This is a genomic window from Mesorhizobium mediterraneum (genome assembly GCF_002284565.1).
Lineage (GTDB): Bacteria > Pseudomonadota > Alphaproteobacteria > Rhizobiales > Rhizobiaceae > Mesorhizobium > Mesorhizobium mediterraneum.
Genome location: NZ_NPKI01000018.1, coordinates 92,914 through 115,771, shown reverse-complemented (window position 1 = coordinate 115,771; position 22,858 = coordinate 92,914). Strand labels below are relative to the sequence as shown.

The window sequence follows — 22,858 nt, the reverse complement described above, 5'->3', positions numbered from 1 at the left end:
TCCTCTTGAGCCAACCGCCAAAGAGCACAGGGCAAATTGCCTCGGTCGCCGCAATTCCGCCCGATTGACTTGTTGACTAATGTAATAACATCACATATCCAATCGCCGCCGCCGTACCAGTCGTGCCCCCACGGATCGTCACATGACCAAAACCTGCCTGACCTTCCGCGACCTGACGCTGGGCTACAACAGCCATCCGGCGATCCATCATCTCGACGGCACGATCCGCCGGGGATCGCTGACCGCCGTCGTCGGCGCCAATGGCTCGGGTAAGTCGACCCTGATGAAGGGTATCGTCGGCGTGTTGAAGCCGATGGCCGGCACGGTTGTCCGCGAGCCCGGCGTGCGCGCCGCCTATCTGCCGCAGCAGTCGGAGCTCGACCGCTCGTTTCCGGCCAGGGTTGTCGACCTGGTTTCGCTCGGGCTGTGGCCACGGCGCGGGCTGCTCGGCCGTCATACCAAGGAAGATCACGATTCGGTCAGCCAGGCGCTGATGGCCGTCGGCCTCGGCGGCTTCGAGAAGCGCCCGATCGACACGCTGTCGGGCGGCCAGCTGCAGCGCACGCTATTTGCCCGCGTTCTGCTGCAGGATGCCGACCTCATCCTGCTGGACGAGCCGTTCAACGCCGTCGACACCAAGACGGTCGGCGATCTGATCGCGATGATCAAGCGCTGGCATGGCGAGGAGCGCACCATCATGGTCGTCGTCCACGATCTGGATCTGGTGCGGCAGAATTTCCCCGAGACGCTGCTGCTGGCACGCCAGCCGATCGCCTGGGGCGAGACCAAGGAAACGCTGCGGCCGGAAAACCTGTTGCGCGCGCGCCGCTTCCACGAAGCCTGGGAGGAGAACGCGCCCTGGTGCGAGCCCGACAACCATGAGCACGGTGATCACGCTCATGACCCTGGGCACGACCATCAGCACGATCATAATCACGGTTCCGGGCCGAGGGCGGCATGATGGACACGCTCTACGGTCTTCTCATCGCTCCGTTCGCCGATTTCGCCTTCATGCAGCGGGCGCTTGTCGGATCGCTGATGCTGTCGCTGGGCGCCTGCCCGGTCGGCGTGTTCCTGATGCTGCGGCGCATGAGCCTTTCCGGCGACGCCATGGCCCACGCTATCCTGCCGGGCGCTGCGGCCGGTTTCCTGTTCTATGGTCTGGAGATCCTGCCGATGACCATCGGCGGCCTGATCGCCGGCATCATCGTCGCACTCGGCGCCGGCGCCGTCTCGCGCTTCACCATCCAGCGCGAGGACGCCTCGATGGCGGCCTTCTACCTGATTTCTCTGGCTATCGGCGTGCTGATGGTGTCGATCCGCGGCTCCAGCGTCGATCTCATGCATGTGCTGTTCGGAACCGTTCTGGCACTCAACAATGAAGCGCTGACACTGATCGGCGGCATCGTCGTGGTCACGCTGGTCAGCCTCGCCATCTTCTGGCGGGCACTGGTCGCCGAATGCCTCGATCCACTGTTCCTGCGCTCAGTCAGCCGGCTGGGCAGCCCGGTGCATTTCATCTTCCTCGGCCTCGTCGTGCTCAACCTTGTCGGCGGCTTCCAGGCGCTCGGCACTTTGCTGTCGGTCGGGCTGATGATGCTGCCTGCAGCCGCCGCCCGCTTCTGGACCATGCGCGTCGAGCCGATGTGCGCGCTGGCGGTGCTGATCGGCTTTGCCTCCTGCGTCGCCGGCCTGCTTCTGTCCTATCACGTGTCGCTGCCTTCCGGCCCGGCGATCATCCTGTCTGCAGGCGTCGTCTATTTCGCCTCGATCCTGTTCGGCACGCGCGGCATCCTGCGCGCCCGTATCATCCATCACCGCCACAGAACCGCCTGATCCCAACAAAGGAGATCCGTCCATGCTGAAATCGATCCGCGCCGCTTTGGCAATGAGCGTTATAACATTAACCGCCTTTGGTGCATCGGCGGCTCTCGCGGAGCCATTGAAAGTGGTCGCCAGCTTCACCATCATCGCCGATTTCGTCAAAAATGTCGGCGGCGACCGCATCAATCTGACCACCATCGTCGGGCCGGATGGCGATGCCCATGTCTACGAGCCGAGCCCGGCGGACGCGGTGGCAATGGCTGGGGCGGACGTGGTGCTGGTCAACGGCCTGCATTTCGAAGGCTTTCTGCAGCGCCTGGTCGACGCCAGCGCCACCAAGGCGACAATCGCCGTTCTGACCAAGGACGTCACGCCGATCAACTTCAAACCCGAATTCGCCGATGCCGACGCCGCTGAAGGTGCAGACACCGATCCACATGCCTTCCAGTCGATCGCCAATGCCAAGATCTATGTGAAAAACATCGCCGATGCCTTCTGCACGGTCGACGCTGAGGGTTGCGACAGCTACAAGGTCAATGCCGCCGCATACACAGCGAAGCTTGATGCGGTCGAAGGCGAAGTGAAAGCGGCAATCCAGTCCATACCGGAAGAGAAACGCGTCGTCATCACCTCGCATGACGCCTTCGGCTATTTCGAGAAGGCCTATGGCCTCACCTTCCTGGCCCCCGAAGGGGTGTCGACCGAGTCGGAGCCTTCCGCTGCCGACGTCGCCAAGCTGGTCAGCCAGGTGAAGCAGGACAAGGCGGCGGCGGTCTTCATCGAGAACATCACCAACGCGCGGCTGATCGAGCAGATCGCCAGCGAGACCGGCATCAAGGTTGGCGGCACGCTCTATTCGGACGCGCTGTCGCAACCCGACGGCCCGGCCTCGACCTATATCGACCTGATGCACAACAACATCGCCCAGATCAAAGGCGCGATCCTCGGAAGCTGAGCGGTCGACGCCGTTCGCTCGGTGGGGCTTGCGCACGTGCGGGCAACAAAGTGCTACAGCGTCCTTTGCGCATCCAAAGGACGCACGGCGCCGTAGGTAGCCCGGCTGGATTTCCCGCATGAGAATGTCTATCTGCGCAGAGGGATTTCTTTCTGCGCGGATTGCCGCCCAGGCCTGGGAGCGGCAAGACTCCGCCCCTGGCCAGCAGGCATCGAACATTGCGAGGACGCCATCATGGAATATCGTCAGATCAGCGAGGACTATTCGGTCTCCGGCCAGATCCAACCCGAAGAAGTCGTCGCCATCAAGGCCGCCGGCTTCAAGAGCGTCATCTGCAACAGACCTGATGACGAGCAGCCCGGCCAGCCTTCGGCGGACAGTGTCAAGGCGGCGGTCGAAGCCGCCGGGCTCGCTTTCCGCTACATCCCGGTCATCAGCGGCCAGATCACGCATGAGAATGTCGAGGATCAAGCCGAGGCGCTCGACGAACTCGAAGGCCCGATCTTCGCCTATTGCCGTTCCGGCGCACGCTGCACCAACCTTTATGGGCTGATCCAGCAATCGAAGGGTTAAATCGGCAGCGCGCCGGTTTCCTTCAGCGTTTCGAGCACGATCGCCGTCTTCACATGCTGCACGGATTCGTGCGGCAGAAGCACGCCGTTGACGAATTCCGACAGCGACTTCAGGTCCGGCGTCACCACTTTCAGGATGTAGTCCATCTCGCCGGTCAGCGCGTGCGCCTCCTGCACCTCCGGCAGCCGCGCCACCAATTCGCCGAACCGCTGTGCATTGTCGCGGTTGTGGGTGGCAAGCGTCACCGAGATGACGTTGACCAGCGAGAAGCCGAGCTTGTCGCGGTCGAGCACAGCCCTGTAGCCCCTGATATAGCCGTCCTCCTCCAGCCTCTGGCGGCGGCGCGAACATTGCGACGCCGACAGGTTCACCCGTTCCGATAGATCGTTGTTGGTCAGCCGCGCGTCGCTCTGCAGTAGAGCCATTATCTTGCGGTCAAACTGATCAACGCGCGCGTCATCCATAAAGTTTCCTTCGATCATGCACAATTCCCGCATAATCTGATCATTTCAAGCGTTTGAATGCAAGCACCATGCAGCTGCTCCGCGCTATAATAGCGCCGAAATGGCCTTTCCGGCCACGCCAAGCTTTTTGGAGGACAATGCCATGGGTCCCTTCCCGCACGATGCGCCGCCCGCAAAGATCAGCAAGGCCAACCCCGCCGGAACGGACGGCTTCGAATTCGTCGAGTTCGCGCATTCCGAGCCGGAAAAGCTCGCCGAGCTTTTTACCCGCATGGGTTATGTGCCGGTGGCCAAGCACCGCACCAAGGACATCACCGTCTGGCGACAAGGCGACATCAACTATGTCGTCAATGCCGAGTCCGGCTCGCATGCAATGAAGTTCGCCGACAAGCACGGCCCCTGCGCGGCCTCGATGGCCTGGCGAGTGGTCGATGCCAAGCATGCGTTCGACCACGCCATTGCCAAAGGCGCCACCCCCTATGAGGGCACCGACAAGGCGCTCGACGTGCCGGCAATCGTCGGCATCGGCGGCTCGCTGCTCTATTTCATCGAGGTCTATGGCGAGAAGGGCTCGGCCTATGATGCCGAGTTCAACTGGCTGGGCGCGCGCGACCCGAAGCCGGAAGGCGTCGGCTTCTATTATCTCGACCACCTCACCCACAATGTCTATCGCGGCAACATGGACAAATGGTGGGACTTCTACCGCGACCTGTTCGGCTTCAAGCAGATCCATTTCTTCGACATCGACGGCAAGATCACCGGGCTGGTCAGCCGCGCCATCACCTCGCCCTGCGGCAAGATCCGCATCCCGCTCAACGAATCCAAGGACGAGACCAGCCAGATCGCCGAATATCTGAAGAAGTATAATGGCGAAGGCATCCAGCACATCGCCGTCGGCACGGACGAGATTTACGGCGCCACCGACAGGCTGGCCGCCAACGGGCTAAAATTCATGCCCGGTCCGCCGGAAACCTATTATGATATGTCCCATGCCCGCGTGCACGGCCATGACGAGCCGATCGAGCGCATGAAAAAGCACGGCATCCTGATCGATGGCGAAGGCGTGGTCGATGGCGGCACGACCAAGATCCTGCTGCAGATCTTTTCAAAAACCGTGATCGGCCCGATCTTCTTCGAATTCATCCAGAGGAAGGGCGACGAAGGTTTTGGCGAAGGCAATTTCCGCGCTTTGTTCGAATCGATCGAGCAGGACCAGATCAAGCGCGGTGTGCTGAAGGTGGACGGCAAGGCGGCGTAGCCAGTTCGGCCGAGGGTGCCTTGTGGTTTGACCAGTTATGACCTAAATTCTGGTCATAAGAGGTCTGATCATGAATGTTCCGATGGCAAAAGCAAAGGCCCAACTCTCCGAGTTGGTGAAACGCGCCCAGGCCGGCGAAGAGATCCATCTGACGCGACATGGAGAGGTGGTGGCGACCTTGAGCGCGCCCGCCCGGGCTGGCGGGAGCAAGGGCCTTTTTGGGGCCCTGAAAGGCCAAATTCGAATATCGGATGATTTTGATGAACTCGGTCCCGAATGGGACGAGTACACTAAATGAGCCACCAATATCTGGTGGATACTCATATTCTGCTTTGGGTACTCAACGCAGACTCACGCCTTTCGGACCACCATCGCGACATCTTTCTTGCGGGCGAGGATGTGGTCGTCAGCGCCGTCTCGGTAGCAGAGATCGCCATCAAGAAATCGCTCGGCAAAGTCACGCTGACAGGCAACATAGTGGAAATCTTGCGATCGAACGGCATTCCGATCCTCAGTGTGAATGAACTACACGCGGCGAGGCTTGAGCATTTGCCGCTCCATCACCGCGATCCTTTCGACCGTCTGCTCATCGCACAGGCTCAAATTGAAGGCCTGACGTTGGTCACTGCGGATCGGCATTTTTCAGCCTATGACGTTGCGTTGGTTTGATCATTCCAGGTTCAACCGCTCGACCTCCGCTCTCCTCAGCTTCAGATCATAGTCGAGGAAGAACTCGTCGAGCTGCGGCGGCTTCACCGACGTGCCGGACAGCATGGCATGCACCTGGCCGCGATGATGGATATCGTGGATGAAGAGGTGGGCGAGCAGATCGCCGATGCGCTCCGGTATTTTTCCGTCCTCGCGCCGGTCGGTGATGACGCGCCGCTCGAGATCGTCGGCCGATAGACGGTCGCAAAAGGCCATCAGCCGCCGGTCGGCCACAACTTGGGCGGCAAACAGCGCCTGCGCTCGGTCGAAGGGCACGAAATCGTCATGGGCGGCGGCACCCACGCCGCCCTCCTCGAGAAAATCGAGATAGAGATGATCGACCGCCAGAATGTGGTTGAGCGTTGCCTTGATCGATGGGAAGAAGCTGGTGCGCTCGGCTTCGAATTCGCCTGGTTTGAGTTGCAGCACGGCGCGATAAAGCCGGTCGTTCGACCAGAGATTGTTGGCTGCCATGCGGCGGAAATGGTTCAGCAAGTCCATGACTTCACTCCACTGACTGGACCAAGGACACGCCCGCCCAGAGAAGCGCAAATCCGGCGAGAACGATCAGCAGCAGCCGGTTCATGCGCCGCCGCATGGCTTGCGTCTCCTGATCCCGCGCGACGTTCATGTTGGTGACGGTGTGGAACATCATCGCGTTGCGCGGAAAGCCGCTGCGGTTGGTCAGGTCGGGGGAGCGCGCCTCGATGCGATAGCTCAGCCGGATCGCGTGGATGAAGATCGCCAGCATGACCGGGGCCCAGACACCGCACAGCATATAGAAAGACGTGCCTGTCATTGTCCTAGCTCTCGTATTTCTCGACCTTCTGCTCGATCGCGCCGAAGATCGAATGGCCGGCCTTGTCCTTCATCTCGATGCGCACAGTGTCGCCAAAGCGAAGGAATGGCGTTTTCGGCGCGCCAGCCTCGATGGTCTCGATCATACGCAACTCGGCAATGCAGGAATAGCCGGCGCCCCTTACCGAGACAGGCTTGCCCGGGCCGCTGTCGAGCTTGTTGGAGACCGTGCCCGAACCGATGATCGTGCCGGCGGCCAGCGGCCGGGTTTTCGCGGCATGCGCGATCAGCGCCGGAAAATCGAAGGTCATGTCCACGCCGGCGTTCGCCCGGCCAAACGGCTTGCTGTTGAGATCGACCAGCAGCGGCAGGCTGACCTTGCCGCCATCCCAGGCCTCGCCCAGTTCGTCCGGCGTGACCGCGACGGGCGAAAAAGCCGAGGACGGCTTTGATTGGAAGAAGCCGAAGCCCTTGGCTAGCTCTGGCGCAGTTAGGGAGCGCAGCGTGACGTCATTGACCAGCATGACCAGCCGGATCGCCGCCCGCGTCTCATCCAGGCTTGCTCCAATCGGGACATCATCGACGATGACGGCGATCTCCCCTTCCATGTCGACGCCAAAAGCCTCGTCGGTCGCCCGGATCGGATCACGTGGCGCTATGAAACTGTCGGAACCACCCTGATAGATCAGCGGATCGGTCCAGAAGCTTGCCGGCATCTCGGCGCCACGCGCCTTCCGCACCAACTCGACATGATTCACATAGGCCGAGCCATCTGCCCATTGATAGGCGCGCGGCAGCGGCGAATGGGCGTCATGCTCGTGAAAGCGCGCTGACGGCACCGCATTGTTCTCCAGCGATTCCGCCATGGCGGCCAGATGCGGCGCGATCCGGCTCCAGTCGTCGAGTGCCGCCTGCAGCGTCGGCACCAGAAACGAGGCGTCGGTGAACCGCGTCAGGTCGCGCGAGACGACGACGAGTTTCCCATCGCGCGACCCGTCCTTCAATGTGGCAAGCTTCATGCGGTTTCCTCTCCTGATGCGGCTTTGGTGCCGCCTAACGCCACAACAAGGCCGTCGCGGGCGATCGTCAAGTCACCCGCCCATGTTTTCCTGACGGCGGCGATCCAGTCGGCCTCGTCGATCTCGGGATCGTCGGCCGGAATGAGGTGGTTGAGCACCAGTCGCCCGACCCCGGCGTTGGTCGCGATGCGCCCCGCCTCCCCGGCAAAACTGTGACTGGCGAGCAGATGTTCTCTGAGCCGCGCGCCGTTGCCGGTTTTCGCGACGAGCCGCTCGATGCCTTCTTCCAGCATTGCTTCATGGACGAGGATGGCGGCGCCTTTGGCAAAATCGGCCAATGGCGGAAAGAATGCCGTATCGGCGGAGAACACGACGCATTGTCCGGCATGCTCGAAACGCAGCGCAAAGCAGTCGGTCACCGGCGGGTGGTCGACGCGCAGCGCTGAAACCTTCAGGCCGCGCTCCTCCATCACCCGGCCTTCGCCGAACTCGACGATCGAAACCATGTCGAGAATATCCGGCCGGCCTTCGTCGGCGATGCGTATCTCGATGTCGAATTCCATCGCCTGGCAAAAGCGCTGCCAGTAATGGCCGGTGCCGGGCGGGCCGAACACAGTGACCGGTGTCGCCAGACCCGCCGTCCAGGCGGTGTGGATCAGCGGACCGAGTTCCAGCACATGGTCGGAATGCAGATGCGTGATGAAGATCAGATCCAGCGTCTTCAGGCTGGTGCCGGCGTCGGCCAGCCCACGCGTCACGCCAAGCCCGCAATCGACGACGATGGTGCGGCCGCCGATCTCCAGCAGCGATGAACTCGGCCACGGCCCGCCCGGCCGGAGCGCCGGGCCGCCTTTCGAGCCCAGCAGCACCAGCCGCGTTGGATCAGCGCTCAAGACCAGTCGCCCTCGGGCGTGCCGTTGAAGCGCTTCTTCAGATCGGCCCAGCAGTCGATGTAGTTGTCCTGCCGGGTTTCAACCTCGGCGGCGTAGCGGGTCAGCATCTGCGGGAATCGCGTCTCGAACATGAAGGCCATGGTGTTGTCGAGCTTGACCGGTTTCAGCTCGGCGCGCGAGGCCTTTTCGAAGCCAGATGCGTCAGGCCCGTGGGCCAGCATCAGATTGTGCAGGCTGATGCCGCCGGGAACGAACCCCTCCTCCTTGGCGTCGTACTGGCCATGGATCAGGCCCATGAACTCGCTCATGATGTTGCGGTGGTACCAAGGCGGGCGGAACGTGTTTTCGGCCACCAGCCAGCGCGGCGGGAAGATGACGAAGTCGATGTTGGCGGTGCCCTCCTCGCCGCTCGGCGCGGTCAGCACCGTGAAGATCGACGGATCGGGATGGTCGAACAGGATCGCGCCGACCGGCGAAAACGTTGCAAGATCATACTTATAGGGCGAATAATTGCCGTGCCACGCCACCACATCCAGCGGCGAATGATCGAGTTCGGTGACATGAAACTGCCCGCACCATTTCACGATCAGCCGGCAGGGCGTTTCCTTCTCCTCGAACCAGGCGCAAGGCGTCTTGAAATCGCGCGGATTGGCCAGGCAATTGGCGCCGATCGGGCCACGATCCGGCAGCGTCAGCTTGGCGCCGTAATTCTCGCAGACATAGCCGCGCACTGTTTCATCGACCAGTTCGACCTTGAACACGAGGCCGCGCGGCAGCACCGCGATCTCGCCCGGTCGCAATTCGATGACGCCCATCTCGGTAACGAGGCGTAGGCTGCCGATCTGCGGCACGACCAGCAACTCACCATCGGCGTTGAAGAAATGATCGTCGACCATCGAACGGTTGGCAACATAGACATGGGCGGCCATGCCGGTCTGGCCGAGCACGTCGCCGGCGGTGGTGATCGAGCGCATGCCGGCGATGAAGTCGGTCGGCTCCTTCGGCATTGGCACCGGATTCCAGCGATATTGACCAAGCGCCAGCTCGTGATCGCCGAGATTGGGCGCGCTCTTCCACAGCGGATAACTCGCCGGCTTGAAGCGGCCGGTGTGCCTGACGCTCGGCCTGATGCGATAGAGCCAGGAACGCTCATTGGTGCCGCGCGGAGCGGTGAAGGGCGAGCCGGACAATTGCTCGGCATAAAGGCCGTAGGCCGGTCGCTGCGGCGAATTCCGCCCTTGCGGCAGCGAACCTGGCAGGGTTTCGGTTTCGAAGTCGTTGCCGAACCCCGGCATGTAGGAAAAGGCCATGGTTTCCTCCCGAATCCACAGTGCCAGAGCGGCCTCTGCGCGTCCACGAGGACGCGGCAGCTCTGGATTGACCAAACTGGTTTCATTTGTAACCATTGAAAATGTAACCATCAACCAGCAATGCATGCTGCGCGGACGCCGAACATGGAACCGGAAACCCTGGAACTCGAAAGCTTCCTGCCCTACCGGCTCTATCGTCTCGCCGATGCCGTCAGCCGCGAATTCTCGCGAGTCTACAAGGACCGTCACGGCCTCACGCGCCCGGAGTGGCGCACGTTGGCCGGGCTCGGGCAGCACGGCACGATGACCGCTACGGAGCTTGGCGAGCAGTCGGCCATGCACAAGACCAAGGTTTCGCGCGCCGTCGCAGAACTTGAACGGCGACGCTGGCTGGTGCGAACAGCGGACGAGAACGACCGTCGCGTCGAGCATTTGACGCTGACGAAAGCGGGGCTGGCCGCCTATCGCGAGATGGTGCCGCTGGCGAAGGCGTTCGAACGGGAGTTGCTGGCGAGGCTAAGCGCTGAGGAACGGACAGCGATTATTAGCGGTGTGGCGGCGCTGGAGGCCCGGTTGGGACAAGCCGAAGTTGGTGCTAATCACATTGAACGAAAAAACTGAGATTAGGAGCGGATGGAAGATGGCTCGGCTTCCGAAGATATCTCTCGCCGGTGAACCGCCCGCATCCGGTGGCTCCAACAACCTGCACAGGCGATCGGTCTACATCGAAGAGCTTGGTGAGCCCGACCGTATCTTCCCGGGCAACGGGCCTGACAGCGTCGAGATTCTCGCGTTTCGCCGAGACTTCTCGCTCATCGATCCTGCGGGCGGCGGCTTTGTACTCCTGACCAATGGCATGAGCGATCGGCGCTTGGCTGTCCCTTCAAACGCTGGCGAGGACATCAAGCGACGGGCTGAGTTGATGTGGTACGTTCGCGAGCCTGAAACGAACATCCTGAGCAATCTAAGGTGGCTGGCAGAGTATCCCTTCATAGACGATACATGGTTGGGCTTTGGCCACCGCATTGCGATGCCATGGCCGCCTGTGTCGGGATCGGAATTCAGAACTTTCCTGTTCTTGACGCCCATCATTGCGCCGGACAAGCGTATTGCGGAGGGGCTCACCATCGACAACGATGACGTCGCGATCCTTTGCGTCCATTTGATCTCCGGCATGGAGTTGGACTTCATCAAGACAAAGGGATTGGACGCGTTCCTCGATATCCTCGACGAGCACGATTATCCACATGTCTTCAAACCGGAACGGAAATCCTGCGTGTAGGAACGCATGACCGGGGGAACCTCAGGCTTTTCGCCCGATTCAGGTGACGGAAGATGGCTGGCCTACCAGTCCATCACCACCTTGCCCGAATTGCCGCTGCGCATCGCATCGAACCCGGTCTGGAAGTCGTCGATGCCGATGCGGTGGGTGATCAACCCGCTGACGTCGAGCGGACCCTGCACCAGCGCAATCATCTTGTACCAGGTCTCGAACATCTCGCGGCCATAGATGCCCTTGAGATGCAGCATCTTGAAGATGACCTTGTTCCAGTCGATCTCGAAGCCGGTCGACGCAATGCCCAAAATGGCGATCTTGCCACCATTGTTCATGGTGTCGATCATGTCGCGGAAGGCGGGCGCCGCACCCGACATTTCGAGGCCGACGTCAAAACCTTCGGTCATGCCGAGAGCTGGCATGATGTCGCGCAGCTTTTCCTTCGATGCGTCGACCACATGCTGGACGCCGAGCTTTTTCGCCAGCGCCAGCCGCACCGGGTTGAGGTCGGTGATGACCACTTTTCGCGCGCCGACGCACTGCGCCACCAGCGCACCCATAATACCGATCGGCCCGGCGCCGGTGACCAGAACGTCCTCGCCTACGAGATCGAAGGACAATGCGGTGTGAACCGCATTGCCGAGCGGATCGAAGATCGCGGCGATCTCGTCGGGCACGTCGTCGGGGATCGGCACGACATTGTGCTGAGGGATTGCCAGATACTCGCCGAAGGCGCCCGGCCGGTTGACACCGACGCCGAGTGTGTTGCGGCACAGATGCCCCCTGCCCGCCCGGCAGTTGCGGCAATGGCCGCAGACGATGTGGCCTTCACCCGAAACGCGCTGGCCGACCTTGTACTCGGTCACCGCCGCGCCGAAGTCGGCGACCGTGCCGACGAATTCGTGACCGGTCACCATCGGCACCGGCACGGTCTTTTGCGCCCACTGGTCCCAATTGTAGATGTGGACGTCGGTGCCGCAGATCGCGGTCTTCTTGATTTTGATCAGAACGTCGTTCGGGCCGATTTCCGGCACCGGCACCTCTTCCATCCAGATGCCCGGCTCGGCCTTGGCCTTGACCAGCGCCTTCATCATGTTCGACATTCTTTTGTCCCTTGAATCTCTTGATCCGGAATCGCTTTTCAGTTCCGGCCGTTCAGGAAATCACACCGAGTTCGCGCCCGACCGCGCCGAACGCCTCGACCGCGCGGTCGATGTCGGCGCTGGAATGGGCGGCCGACATTTGCGTGCGGATGCGCGCCTGGCCCTTCGGCACCACCGGAAACGAGAAGCCGATGACATAGATGCCGCGCTTCAGCATGCGCGCCGCCATTTCTTGCGCCAGTGTCGCATCGCCCAGCATGACGGGGATGATTGGATGGTCGGCGCCTGCCAACGTGAAGCCGAGCTTACCCATTTCAGACCGGAAGCGCGCCGCATTGGCATAGAGGCGCTGACGCAGCGCGTCGCCATTGCCGATCAGTTCGAAAACCCGGATCGAGGCGCCTGCGATCGCCGGCATCAGCGTGTTGGAAAACAGATAGGGCCGCGAGCGCTGGCGCAGCCAGTCGACCACTTGGCTCTTGCCCGATGTGTAGCCGCCAGATGCGCCGCCCAATGCCTTGCCGAGCGTGCCGGTGATGATGTCCACCCTGCCCTCGACGCCGCAATGCTCGGCCGAGCCGCGGCCGTTCTTGCCGACGAAGCCGACCGCATGGCTGTCGTCGACCATCACCATCGCGTCGTATTTCTCGGCGAGATCGCAAACGCCCTTTAGATTGGCGATGATGCCGTCCATGGAAAATACACCGTCGGTGGCGATCAGCCGAAAACGGCAATCCATTGCCTCCTTCAGCCGCGATTCCAGATCGGCCATGTCGTTGTTGGCGTAGCGGAAGCGCTTCGCCTTTGACAGCCGCACGCCGTCGATGATCGAGGCGTGGTTCAGCGCGTCGGAGATGACCGCATCCTCCTCGCCGAGCAGCGTCTCGAACAAGCCGCCATTGGCATCGAAGCAGGAGCCGTAGAGGATCGTGTCCTCCATGCCGAGGAAGCCAGAAATCGTCGCCTCGAGCTGCTTGTGCTCTTCCTGCGTGCCGCAGATGAAACGCACCGACGCCATGCCATAACCATAGCGGTCGAGTGCCTGCTTGGCCGCATCGCGCAATTCGGCACTATCGGCGAGGCCGAGATAGTTGTTGGCGCAGAAATTCAGCACCTTCTCGCCGCCCACCTCGATCTCGGCCGACTGCGTCGAGGTGATCACCCGCTCGGATTTGTAGAGGCCGGCAGATTTCAGCCCTTGAAGCTCGCTATCGATATGGGAGAGGAATGCCGCGCTCATGACCAGGCCCTGTTGAGATTGAATGGACTGTCGCCCCACGCGGGCGAAAAATCCACCGCAAAAGCGACCGTTTCGGTGACGCGACGGCCAGTGGCCAGAATGCCGCCAACGGCGGATGCTCAAATGCGTGTGCGGCGCGAAAGAACGCGATAACCATTTCGCGAGCTTTCCACCGCTACCGCTATCGCCGCTCTGTCGACTTCCAAAGCTGTTAACATTTTCAAGCCAATGGTTCTCGCACCCAAAAATCTGTCGGCGAGAGGGACCGCCCCAGAAAATGTCGCAGCAACCGGCGCAAACCATTTCGGGCAGGCTCGTCCTGTTGATCAAGGCCGGCTATTGGCTGGCGCTGCTGATCATTGCCGCCATGGTGATGGCCTCCTTCATCCTTCTCCAGCAAATGATGGCTGCCCAACGGCACAACGACACGCTGCTCGACATTGTCGGCATGCAAAAGACGCTGTCGCAACGCATTGTCTTCCTTGCCAACGCGGCAGGTGCTGCTTCGCGTGACCAACAACCGGCTCTGGTCACCGCGTTCAAACAGGCAACGGCGGAGTTCGAGAGGAACTACGACCTTCTGCTCGAGCGGGTCGTCGCCGACCCGGCGTCACCGGCAAGGTTCGATCCAAAATCAGTCGAAAGCGTACTTTTCACCAAGCCGTTTCATCTCGATTACTTCTCGGTCGGGCTCATCGCCAACGGCGAACGACTGGTTTCGGCGTTTGAATCACAATTCGGCATGGCCGACAATGGCGGCTACAAAGGCGGCGGCGAACGCGTCAACCTCGACGCTTCCATCGCCAATGCGACCCTGTCGGGCTATGCGGCACTCGGCCAGCGCATCAGCGCCCATGCCGACGCACGATCGGAAACACTTCTCGATCTCCATCGAACGCTGTTCTACACCACCATCGGCGTCATCGTGCTGGTAGCACTTTTCATCTTCAGGCCGATGTCGAACACCATTCTGCGCAAGACGCACGAACTGATCGATGCCCGCAATTCGATGGCCTTCATCGCCGTGCATGACGGCCTTACCGGCCTGCACAACCGCACCTTCCTGACTGACCATTTCGAAGCGCTGATCAAGGGTGCGCAACGTCGGCGAGAACGGCTTGCGGCGGTCCAGCTCGACCTCGACCGATTCAAGCAGATCAACGATACTCTCGGCCACGCTGCCGGCGACTATGTGCTGGTGGTGACGGCGCAGCGGATGCGCGATTCCTGCCGGGCGTCGGATCTCTGCGTGCGTCTCGGCGGCGACGAGTTCGTGATGATCCTCAATGGTGCCGGCGGCACCGAGGATATCAACATGGTCGCCAGGCGCGTGCTGACGCAGATCAACGAGCCGATCGTTTTTCGGGGCACTACCATCCTTCCGGGCGCCAGCGCCGGCGTAGCCGTCTATCCGGTCGACGCCGACAATGCGCAGGATCTGCTCGTCCATGCCGACCTCGCGCTCCACGCCGCCAAGAAGCAAAGCGGCGGCAGTCTCTCATTCTTCTCCGAGGAGTTGCGGCATGAACTCGATTACCGCAAGCAGCTCGAGCGCGACATCAGGATCGCAATCTCGGAGGAGGCGTTCCAGGTCTACTTCCAGCCGCAGGTTTCGTTGTCGAACGGCACGATCGGCGGCATCGAAGCGCTGGTTCGCTGGAAACATGCCGAGCGCGGTATGATCGCACCGGGCGAGTTCATTCCCGTCGCTGAGAAATGCGGCCTCATGTCCGCGGTCGGCCGCATCGTTATCGCCAAGGCAATCAGCGAGGCGGCCGAGTGGGACCGCGCCGGTGTTGCCTTCGGACGGCTCGCCGTCAACGTGTCCGGCTCCGAACTGCGTGAGCCCGATTTCGACGCGTTTCTCTTCGATACGCTTGAAAAGGCCGGCCTGCCGCCACAAAAACTGTCGCTGGAAATCGTCGAATCCGTCATCCTCGACGACGAGAAGACCGGCATCGCGGCAAAGCTTCGGCATATTCGCGCCGCGGGCGTCCATCTCGAGCTCGACGATTTCGGCACCGGCTACGCGTCGCTCAGCCACGTCAACCCGAACGAGATCGACCGACTGAAGATCGATCGCCGCTTCGTCCAGAACATCAATGAGAACGGCGACAACACCAAGATCGTGAGAGCCATCACCGAACTCGCCCGTGGCCTCGGCATCTCGATTGTCGCCGAGGGCGCCGAAACCGAAGCCGAGCTCGACTCGCTGATGGCGATCGGCTGCGACCAGGTGCAGGGCTATTCCATCGCCTTCCCGATGCCGCAGGACAAGGCACGCGAATGGCTGGTCGCGCGGGCACCGAAGAAAGCCAGGCTGACGGTGCTACGGGGAAGCCTGGCGTAAGGCGCCAACCTTGACAAGCCTCCTCAGAAATGGCCGCTTGTCGTGATCGGAAACGGATATTCCGGATGCTGGTGCCGCTTCGCTTTGCCGTGCTGATCGTGCTGTTTTTTGCTCTCCCGCAGGCGCCGCCGATCGCACCATCTATCTCACCTTCGATGATGGCCCGCTGACCGGCACCAACAACATTCTCGATGTGCTCGAGGCCGAGCAGGTTCCGGCGACGCTCTTTATGGTTGGCATGCATGCGCAGGCGAGCGCGCTCAACAAGGCGCTGGTGCAGCGCGCCAAGAGGATGCCGCTAGTGACGATCGGCAACCACAGCTACAGCCACGCATACAACCACTACCGGCACTTCTATGGGGACACCGAAGGGGTCGTCGCCGACATGCTGCAGGCCAACGCGGCGCTGGGGCTGAAACCGTCGGTCCATGCACGGCTGCCGGGACGCGACGTGTTCAGGCTGCTCTCGATGTCGAAGAACGACACTTCACTCGGACTGGCCGAAGAGGGCCGTGAGGATCCCGACTATGAGTTCGTCGCCGCGTCTGGCTTCTATCTCTACGGCTGGGATCATGAATGGGTTCACGAAAACAGCGGCGAGCCGGTGCAGACCATCGACCATCTGGTCAGCGAGATCGATCATTTGTTCGGCTACGGCCGCTTCGTCAAGCCCGGCAAGCTGATCCTGCTGATGCATGACGAGATGTTCCAGAACGTGTTCGACGGCAAGGCGAACCTGACGGCCCTGATCAAAGCGCTGAAGCTGCGCGGTTACACTTTCGGCGCGATCTCCGATTATGACGGCTGAGCAGATTCTCCTCGTTATGATCTAGTATTGCAAGCCGGCTTGCCGGAACGAGGCGGAACATCGTCGTCATCACCGGGAAAAGTCGCCGGCAATTGTCCGAAGCTCGGCATACGCGCCAACCGTTCGTATTCTTCGAATGACAGGATCACGGCCTGCCTGCGGCCACGTCGCATGATGATGGCGGGTTCTCCCGCGACCGCCTGATCGACCAATGCTGAAAGCAGCACTGGCATCCTTCAACTGAATTTCGCGCATGGCATTGTCCTAGGCCTGTCCGTTCCTAACCTTCAACATTCGCCCGCAACGCCGCAAGCACTTCCGCAAACTCCGCCAGCCTGTCGTCGGACAGCCCCTTCCGCAGCCGCTTGTCGAAGGCGAACGCGGCGATGCGCAATTTCAGGAACAGCGCCTCGCCCGCCTCGGTCAGCTCGACCTGGTGAACCCGGCGGTTCACCGGATCGCGACGCCGGGTCAGCAGTCCTTGCATCTCCATCGCGTTCAGATGATGGGTCAGCGTCGCCCCTTGGATGCCGATCATGCCGGCGAGCTCGCGCTGGTTTGCGAGTTCGCGCGACTTGATCGACAACAGAGTGACCCAGACCGGCAGCGTGCCGCCTGCCTCGACCAAGGCGGCGTCGAAGGCCTGTGCGACAAGCTTTGCGGTCCGGGCAAGATTCATCCCGACTGGTGGGCGGTCAAATGGCGTCATGATCCGACACTAGAGCAAGGGAAAGGTCGATGGAACTGGCCCATGTCTTATACATTGACATCTAATCATTTGATATCCAATCTTTGGGGCAGCGGCGGGCACAGGAGGAAAAGCGATCATGCAATATGTCTACATCGTCGTCCTCGGCCTTCACGTCATGGCGGGCGTGTTCTGGGCCGGCACCACCATCGCGGTTGGCCGCGACCCAGATATCCGGGCGGAACGATTCTTCCGGCCGCAAATGGGCGCGGCCGGCATGGTGTTCCTCACCGGCATACTGCTGTGGTATTTCTTCCATGAGGGCGTTTTCGGCTCGATGGAGAAAGTTCTGGCACTGGGCATCGTGACAGCCCTGATTGCCGCCGGCCTTCAGGGCGCGCTCGTCGGCTCCGCCAGCAGACAACTGGCCGGCGCCGACGCCGCGACGCAAACCCATTTGCGCGCAAAGATGACACGAGGCGAACGCATCGCCGGCGGGCTGCTGGTCATCACCGTGTTCTGCATGGCCACCGCCAGGATGTTTTGAGCGGCCAGCCGCAATTGACAAGATCGTACGATGTCCGGCCGCAAGCCGGCGGCGTGCGCGGCGCGCAGATCGGACTGAAGTGCCTGGTGGCTCTCCGTACGGCGGTTCGGCTGCGCGCCACCAATCAATCCAAAGCGATCCTCAGATCCGCAATCCGAACCGGATGCCGTCATAAATGGCGGCGTGGATGTTGCGCGAGGCGACCGCGTCGCCGATGCGGAAAAGCACGAAACCGCCTTGCGGATTGCGTGCCGGAAAAATGTCGCCACCACTGACCAGCCGCTCGTAGTCGACCGCGCCGCCGTTTTTCGACAGCGGTTTCAGTGCGAGATAGAGATCGTCGAGCGGCAGCGTGCCATGCTCGACCACCACCTGATCGACCCGCCGCTCGCCGCGCCAGCCGTCTGCGAAGTCGGAGGCAAGCTCGGCGACCAGTTGATTGCCCTCGCGCCGCACCGAGCGCAGCCGCGTGTTGATGGTGATGGTCACGCCCTTTTCCTGGAAGGCGCGCATATAGGGCACGTGGTTCATGCCGCCCATTTCCGGGGCGAAGAAGCGCTCGGGCGAAACAAGCTCCAGCTTCGAACCCGCGGTCGCGATCAGCTCTGCCGCGCCCATGCCCTGATGGCCGCCATTGTCGTCGTAGAGCAGCACGTTTTCGGCCGGCTTGATGCTGCCGGCCATGATGTCCCAACTGGAAGTGACGAGGCTATCGCCTGCCACCAGCGGTGGGTTCTGCGGCAGGCCGCCGGTGGCGACCACCACCACGTCGGGGGACAGCGCCAGCACGTCGTCCTTCTCCGCCCAGGTGTCGTAGCGGATCTCAACGCCGAGCCGGTCGAGCTCGGCCAGCCGCCAGTCGATGATGCCGATCAGCTCCTTGCGGCGCGGGTTCTGTGTCGCCAGCCGCACCTGGCCGCCGGCCTGGCTCGACGCTTCCAGCACCGTGACCTCATGCCCGCGCTCGGCCGCGACGCGCGCCGCCTCCAGGCCGCCTGCACCGGCGCCGACGACGACCACCTTCCGTTTCGGTCCCTCGGTTCTCGGGATGATGTGCGGAATATCAGCCTCGCGGCCGGTTGCCGCATTGTGGATGCACAGCGCCTCGCCACCCTCATAGATGCGGTCGAGGCAATAGGTGGCGCCGACGCAAGGCCGGATCTCGTGCTCGCGGCCCTCCATCACCTTTCTGACGATATGCGGATCGGCGATGTGGGCGCGCGTCATGCCGACCATGTCGAGCTTGCCGGTGGCGATGGCATGGCGGGCGGTGGCGACATCGGAAATGCGCGCCGCATGGAAGGTCGGGAATTTTGTCGCCGCCCTGACCTCGCCGGCGAAGTCGAGATGCGGCGAGGCGCGCATGCCGGTCACCGGGATGACCCTAGTCAGCGCGGCATCGGTTTCGATCGAGCCGCGGATGATGTTGAGAAAATCAACCTTGCCGGAGCCGGCCAGCCGCCTGGCGATCTCGACGCCTTCCTGTTTCGACAAGCCTTTTTCGAAATCCTCGTCGGCGACCATGCGGATGCCGACGACGAACCTTTCGCCGACCGCCGCCCGCACGGCGTCGAGCACCATGCCGGTAAAGCGCAAGCGGTTGTCGAGCGAGCCGCCGAAATCGTCATCGCGCTGGTTGGTGGCCGGCGACCAAAAGCCGTCCATCAGATGGCCGTAGGCCTCGAACTCGATGCCATCGAGGCCGGCGACCTGGCAGCGCTGGGCGGCCGCGGCATAGTCGGCAATGATGCGCTCCATGTCCCAGTCCTCGATGGTCTTGGGGAAGGCGCGATGCGCCGGCTCGCGCACCGGTGAGGCCGACAGCACCGGCAGCCAGTCGGCCTTGTTCCAGCCGGTACGGCGGCCGAGATGGGTGATCTGGATCATCACCTTGCAGTCATGCTCATGGCAGGCATCAGCGAGTTCCGTGAGCCACGGCACGATGCGGTCGTCATAGACGTGCAGATTGCCGAACGCGGCCGGACTGTCGCGCGAGACGATCGCCGAGCCTGCGGTCATGGTCAGCGCCATGCCGCCTTTGGCCTTTTCGGCGTGGTAGAGCCGGTAGCGCTCTTTCGGCATGCCATCCTCGGAATAGGCCGGCTCGTGACTGGTCGACATGACCCGGTTCTTCAGCGTCAAATGTTTGAGCTGATAAGGCTGGAGAAGCGGATCGTTGCTGGTCATCGTGGCCCTGCTGTTTCAAATTGTGCTAATGAGCGGCAAATTTTTGTTTTTCGCATGTCGTTATCCTAAAACCGCTGCGCAGTTTTGGGCGACATGCAGTAAGGAAACCGCCCATGACCGATACGAAGAACCTTATTCAGCTCGGCACCAACGTCGAGGCACCACGGAGCCCTGAAGCGGCAGTCCTGGAAACCGTGCCATTTTCGCGCGGCGACGGGCCGCCGGCCATCGTCCGCTTCACCTGCCCGGAATTCACCTCGCTCTGTCCGGTCACCGGCCAGCCGGATTTCGCCCATATCGTCATCGACTATGCGCCCGACACGCTGCTGGTGGAATCGAAGTCGCTCAAGCTGTTCATGACCTCGTTTCGCAACCATGGCGCCTTCCACGAAGAGTGCACCGTGATGATCGGCCGCCGCATTATCGCCGCGACCAAACCACTGTGGTTGCGCATTGGCGGCTATTGGTATCCGCGCGGCGGCATTCCCATCGACGTGTTCTGGCAGACCGGCGCGCCGCCGGAAGGCGCGTGGCTGCCCGACACCGGTGTCGCACCCTATCGCGGGCGCGGGTGAGTTTCGAAACGATCGATCTCGCATCAGTTGAGCGGCAGCCGCCGGTAGCGGCCGGGATTGTTCGGGTCGCTGAAATGGCCCATGGGCCCGTGCTCGGCGAAGTGCCCCGCCCAGCGCTTCATCGCGGCTGGGTCGAGTTCGACACCCAGTCCATCGCCCTCCGGCACGCGCACCGTGTTGCCGGTCTGCCGGAAAGGACCATCCTTGATGACATCGCCGATCTGCCAGGCAAACAGCGATTGCGATGCTTCGGTGATCCACGGCGTCGCCGCCACGACATGCAGATAGGCTGACGTCATGATGCCGAGATCGTTCGAGTAGCACCAGAACCCCTTGCCCATCGCCTCACAGGCGGCGATGAATTTCAGGGTTCTCGACAATCCGCCGAGTGCTGCGAAGTTGCAGACGAAGTAATCCGGCGCGCCAAGCGCGACCGCTCGTCTGAGATCGGGAATGTGTGTGGAGAACGGAATGCGCGAATGCTGGCGCAGCGCTGCCATCTCCTCGAAGGTCGCGACCGGATCCTCGTAATTGCGGATGTTGAACGGTTCGATCTCGCGCAGCACCCAGCGCGCGGTGGTCAGCGACCACTGCATGTTGGAATCGAGCTTGATCTGTGCCTTCTCGCCGAGCGCCTCGCGCAACATCCGCACCGTCCGGATCTCAAGCTCGGGATCGCCCATGATCAGCTTGCCTTCGAAGATGGTCGAGCCATGCTGCTCGCGCATCTTCAGGCAATAGTCGACGATCGCGTCGGGCGTCATCTCGCCGCCCGCCCCGTCCTGTGCGGGACGAAAGGCGAAATACTCCGAAAACGGAATGTCCTTGCGCACTGCGCCGCCAAGCAGCTTGTAGAGCGGCATGCCGAAGACCTTGCCTCTGATATCCCACAGCGCCAGCTCGACGGCTCCGAACGCCACGGATGCGGCATTCTCGCCGGTGTTGGCGGTGATCTGCCAGGGCGGCACGCAGCGCGCCTCGCAGTCGGCGATGTCGAGCGGATCGGCGCCGATCAGCGCCGGCGCGATCTCGGCCTTGATCACCTCGCCGAAATGCCACCATGGCGCCTCGCCCAGTCCGACCACGCCTTCGTCCGTCTCGACCTCGATGATCGACTTCGAGGCGCCGCCATAAAGCCCGGCCGTCCACCAGAACGGCGCGTCTAGCGGAACGTTGACATGGGTGACGCGGATGTTGGTGATCTTCATCGGTTCCCTTCTCACTCGCACTGGTATTGGCTGAGCGCCCATTCGCCGGTCACCGACAGAAGGTCCGTGACCTTCCAGTCACCGTCGATCTTCTTGAGTTTCCATTCCAGCCGGTGCGGATTGCCGGCGACGACGAAGGCGACGACCACCTTGGCCGCGTCGCCATTGACCGCTTCGATAGTCTTCAGGCTCTTGTCGATCTCGGCCTTGTCGTATTGCGCATTGTCGAGCGCCATGTTGGGATCGAGGCATTCGCCCTGCCCCGATTTCCGCAGCGCGTCGCTCTTGTCGAGCACCGACTTCGCCGGATCGGCGAAGTGGCTGCGCTGGGCCGGATCGAGCTCGAGCCCGACATGCTCGTAAAACGGCTTCACCACCGCCGTTGGCGAACCCGGCTGCACCGGCGCGGCCGCGGCGCTGTCAGTCGGCTGAGACGCGGCCGGCGGAGTTGCAGGTGCCGCATTGTCGGCCGACGCGTTCGCGGGCGGCGCGCCGAACAGGCCCTGAGCAGCGGCGCTGCTCAACCCCGCCGCCAGCAGGCACACAGTCGCCAGAGCCAGGGCGCGGGCCATGGCATCACTCCGGAGTCTGGCCAGCCAGGCATTCGAGCGCACTCAGCGTCCAGCCGTTGGTCTTCGAGGTGATGTCGGCGATCTTCCACTGGCCGTCGATCTTCTTGAGCGACCAGACCATTTCGCGTTTGGATTCATCACCTTCCGGGAAAAGGTTGAACGTCGCCGTCACCTCGGCGCTATCGCCATCCACTGCTTCAGACAGCTTCAACGTCTTGGCGACCGTCTTCTCGTCGAAATCCTGGGCGTCGAGACCGGGGGCGAAGTCGATGCAAGGCACCTCGTCCGGCTTGTTCTTCTTTGCCTGGTCGTTGAGGTCGAACAGCTTGGTCACCGGCTCGGTGAAGCGGTCGCGGTATTGCGCGTCGGCCTCGAATTTGACCTCGGGCATGTAGAAGAACTTCACCGCGTTGGATGCCGGCCCGGCCAGAGCGGCCGCAGGCGCTGCGATCGAGAGGGCGGCGGCAAGCGCAGTCAGTCTCATCCGATAATCTCCAGGCTT

The 22,858-nt window shown here is 62.0% G+C and carries 26 protein-coding genes and 1 pseudogene; 13 read left to right on the top strand and 14 right to left on the bottom strand.

Annotated elements, in window-relative coordinates:
- The first annotated feature begins 142 nt into the window (after positions 1–142).
- The 4 genes from aztA (at position 143) to CIT25_RS16970 (ending at position 3,352) form a co-directional block, all read left to right on the top strand.
- Positions 143–961 (top strand): zinc ABC transporter ATP-binding protein AztA, encoded by an 819-nt coding sequence (gene aztA / locus CIT25_RS16985; RefSeq protein ID WP_095485693.1) that lies wholly within the window; start codon positions 143–145, stop codon positions 959–961.
- Positions 961–1,836 (top strand): zinc ABC transporter permease AztB, encoded by an 876-nt coding sequence (gene aztB / locus CIT25_RS16980; protein WP_095485692.1) that lies wholly within the window; start codon positions 961–963, stop codon positions 1,834–1,836. Before aztA ends, aztB begins: the two co-directional genes overlap by 1 nt.
- 22 nt (positions 1,837–1,858) lie before the next feature.
- Positions 1,859–2,779, top strand: a complete 921-nt coding sequence (gene aztC / locus CIT25_RS16975; protein ID WP_095485691.1) for a zinc ABC transporter substrate-binding protein AztC — start codon at positions 1,859–1,861, stop codon at positions 2,777–2,779.
- A 234-nt stretch (positions 2,780–3,013) separates the two neighbouring features.
- Positions 3,014–3,352 carry a protein tyrosine phosphatase family protein gene (locus CIT25_RS16970; RefSeq protein WP_095485690.1) on the top strand — a complete coding sequence of 113 codons (339 nt, stop codon included), beginning with the start codon at positions 3,014–3,016 and terminating at the stop codon, positions 3,350–3,352.
- Here CIT25_RS16970 and CIT25_RS16965 read toward each other — a convergent pair.
- Positions 3,349–3,816, bottom strand: a complete 468-nt coding sequence (locus tag CIT25_RS16965) for an Lrp/AsnC family transcriptional regulator (RefSeq protein WP_095485837.1) — start codon at positions 3,814–3,816, stop codon at positions 3,349–3,351. The genes CIT25_RS16970 and CIT25_RS16965 overlap by 4 nt on opposite strands.
- Before the next feature lie 142 nt (positions 3,817–3,958).
- Here CIT25_RS16965 and hppD point away from each other — a divergent pair, with 142 nt between their 5' ends.
- The 3 genes from hppD to CIT25_RS16950 all read left to right on the top strand — a co-directional run bounded on the left by hppD (position 3,959) and on the right by CIT25_RS16950 (position 5,743).
- Entirely contained in the window at positions 3,959–5,074 is a 1,116-nt protein-coding gene (gene hppD, locus CIT25_RS16960; protein ID WP_095485836.1) for a 4-hydroxyphenylpyruvate dioxygenase, read from the top strand.
- Between the two features lie 70 nt (positions 5,075–5,144).
- The gene (locus CIT25_RS16955; RefSeq protein ID WP_095485689.1) at positions 5,145–5,372 is read left to right on the top strand and encodes a type II toxin-antitoxin system Phd/YefM family antitoxin; all 228 of its coding nucleotides are present in this window, start codon (positions 5,145–5,147) and stop codon (positions 5,370–5,372) included.
- Entirely contained in the window at positions 5,369–5,743 is a 375-nt protein-coding gene (locus CIT25_RS16950; RefSeq protein ID WP_095485688.1) for a type II toxin-antitoxin system VapC family toxin, read from the top strand. The genes CIT25_RS16955 and CIT25_RS16950 overlap by 4 nt, the downstream gene beginning before the upstream one ends.
- Here the strand turns inward: CIT25_RS16950 and CIT25_RS16945 are convergent, their stop codons facing one another.
- Genes CIT25_RS16945 through hmgA form a run of 5 tightly spaced genes read right to left on the bottom strand, consistent with a single transcriptional unit; the run spans position 5,744 to position 9,802 of the window.
- Positions 5,744–6,283, bottom strand: coding sequence for a DinB family protein (locus tag CIT25_RS16945; protein ID WP_095485687.1), 540 nt, complete (start codon positions 6,281–6,283; stop codon positions 5,744–5,746).
- A 4-nt stretch (positions 6,284–6,287) separates the two neighbouring features.
- Positions 6,288–6,581: a hypothetical protein gene (locus CIT25_RS16940; RefSeq protein ID WP_095485686.1), complete on the bottom strand. Its 294-nt coding sequence runs from the start codon at positions 6,579–6,581 to the stop codon at positions 6,288–6,290.
- A 4-nt stretch (positions 6,582–6,585) separates the two neighbouring features.
- A complete protein-coding gene (locus CIT25_RS16935) occupies positions 6,586–7,599 on the bottom strand; it encodes a fumarylacetoacetate hydrolase family protein (RefSeq protein WP_095485685.1) in 1,014 nt (337 codons plus the stop codon).
- On the bottom strand, positions 7,596–8,492 hold the full coding sequence (locus tag CIT25_RS16930; protein ID WP_095485684.1) for an MBL fold metallo-hydrolase: 897 nt from the start codon (positions 8,490–8,492) through the stop codon (positions 7,596–7,598). The genes CIT25_RS16935 and CIT25_RS16930 overlap by 4 nt, the downstream gene beginning before the upstream one ends.
- Entirely contained in the window at positions 8,489–9,802 is a 1,314-nt protein-coding gene (gene hmgA, locus CIT25_RS16925) for a homogentisate 1,2-dioxygenase (protein ID WP_095485683.1), read from the bottom strand. The genes CIT25_RS16930 and hmgA overlap by 4 nt, the downstream gene beginning before the upstream one ends.
- Before the next feature lie 144 nt (positions 9,803–9,946).
- On the opposite strand from hmgA, the gene CIT25_RS16920 reads away from it, so the two are divergent.
- Entirely contained in the window at positions 9,947–10,423 is a 477-nt protein-coding gene (locus CIT25_RS16920; protein ID WP_167391068.1) for a MarR family winged helix-turn-helix transcriptional regulator, read from the top strand.
- On the top strand, positions 10,407–11,084 hold the full coding sequence (locus CIT25_RS16915; protein ID WP_245329881.1) for a suppressor of fused domain protein: 678 nt from the start codon (positions 10,407–10,409) through the stop codon (positions 11,082–11,084). The genes CIT25_RS16920 and CIT25_RS16915 overlap by 17 nt, the downstream gene beginning before the upstream one ends.
- A gap of 62 nt (positions 11,085–11,146) precedes the next feature.
- Here the strand turns inward: CIT25_RS16915 and tdh are convergent, their stop codons facing one another.
- Both tdh and CIT25_RS16905 read right to left on the bottom strand, forming a co-directional pair.
- Positions 11,147–12,181 carry an L-threonine 3-dehydrogenase gene (gene tdh / locus CIT25_RS16910; RefSeq protein ID WP_095485680.1) on the bottom strand — a complete coding sequence of 345 codons (1,035 nt, stop codon included), beginning with the start codon at positions 12,179–12,181 and terminating at the stop codon, positions 11,147–11,149.
- 52 nt (positions 12,182–12,233) lie between these two features.
- Entirely contained in the window at positions 12,234–13,421 is a 1,188-nt protein-coding gene (locus CIT25_RS16905) for a glycine C-acetyltransferase (protein ID WP_095485679.1), read from the bottom strand.
- A 277-nt stretch (positions 13,422–13,698) separates the two neighbouring features.
- On the opposite strand from CIT25_RS16905, the gene CIT25_RS16900 reads away from it, so the two are divergent.
- Both CIT25_RS16900 and CIT25_RS16895 read left to right on the top strand, forming a co-directional pair.
- The gene (locus CIT25_RS16900; protein ID WP_095485678.1) at positions 13,699–15,771 is read left to right on the top strand and encodes a putative bifunctional diguanylate cyclase/phosphodiesterase; all 2,073 of its coding nucleotides are present in this window, start codon (positions 13,699–13,701) and stop codon (positions 15,769–15,771) included.
- 139 nt (positions 15,772–15,910) lie between these two features.
- Complete coding sequence (locus tag CIT25_RS16895; protein WP_342587101.1) at positions 15,911–16,579, top strand: polysaccharide deacetylase family protein; 669 nt, start codon at positions 15,911–15,913, stop codon at positions 16,577–16,579.
- A 14-nt stretch (positions 16,580–16,593) separates the two neighbouring features.
- On the opposite strand, the pseudogene CIT25_RS16890 reads toward CIT25_RS16895, so the two are convergent.
- Both CIT25_RS16890 and CIT25_RS16885 read right to left on the bottom strand, forming a co-directional pair.
- Positions 16,594–16,834, bottom strand: a pseudogene (locus CIT25_RS16890) (type II toxin-antitoxin system Phd/YefM family antitoxin).
- Between the two features lie 25 nt (positions 16,835–16,859).
- Positions 16,860–17,258, bottom strand: a complete 399-nt coding sequence (locus CIT25_RS16885; RefSeq protein WP_245329880.1) for a MarR family winged helix-turn-helix transcriptional regulator — start codon at positions 17,256–17,258, stop codon at positions 16,860–16,862.
- A gap of 148 nt (positions 17,259–17,406) precedes the next feature.
- Here CIT25_RS16885 and CIT25_RS16880 point away from each other — a divergent pair, with 148 nt between their 5' ends.
- The gene (locus CIT25_RS16880) at positions 17,407–17,814 is read left to right on the top strand and encodes a hypothetical protein (RefSeq protein WP_095485676.1); all 408 of its coding nucleotides are present in this window, start codon (positions 17,407–17,409) and stop codon (positions 17,812–17,814) included.
- A gap of 141 nt (positions 17,815–17,955) precedes the next feature.
- Here CIT25_RS16880 and CIT25_RS16875 read toward each other — a convergent pair whose 3' ends face one another.
- Complete coding sequence (locus CIT25_RS16875; RefSeq protein WP_095485675.1) at positions 17,956–20,001, bottom strand: oxidoreductase; 2,046 nt, start codon at positions 19,999–20,001, stop codon at positions 17,956–17,958.
- Between the two features lie 113 nt (positions 20,002–20,114).
- Between CIT25_RS16875 and queF the strand changes: the two genes are divergently transcribed.
- Positions 20,115–20,576 (top strand): preQ(1) synthase, encoded by a 462-nt coding sequence (queF, locus tag CIT25_RS16870; RefSeq protein ID WP_095485674.1) that lies wholly within the window; start codon positions 20,115–20,117, stop codon positions 20,574–20,576.
- A gap of 23 nt (positions 20,577–20,599) precedes the next feature.
- On the opposite strand, the gene CIT25_RS16865 is transcribed toward queF, so the two are convergent.
- From CIT25_RS16865 to CIT25_RS16855, 3 genes are read right to left on the bottom strand one after another with little or no spacing between them, the layout of a single operon-like run.
- On the bottom strand, positions 20,600–21,784 hold the full coding sequence (locus tag CIT25_RS16865; RefSeq protein WP_095485673.1) for a mandelate racemase/muconate lactonizing enzyme family protein: 1,185 nt from the start codon (positions 21,782–21,784) through the stop codon (positions 20,600–20,602).
- A gap of 11 nt (positions 21,785–21,795) precedes the next feature.
- Positions 21,796–22,356: a hypothetical protein gene (locus CIT25_RS16860; protein WP_095485672.1), complete on the bottom strand. Its 561-nt coding sequence runs from the start codon at positions 22,354–22,356 to the stop codon at positions 21,796–21,798.
- 4 nt (positions 22,357–22,360) lie between these two features.
- A complete protein-coding gene (locus CIT25_RS16855; RefSeq protein ID WP_095485671.1) occupies positions 22,361–22,840 on the bottom strand; it encodes a DUF3828 domain-containing protein in 480 nt (159 codons plus the stop codon).
- Positions 22,841–22,858: the final 18 nt, after the last annotated feature.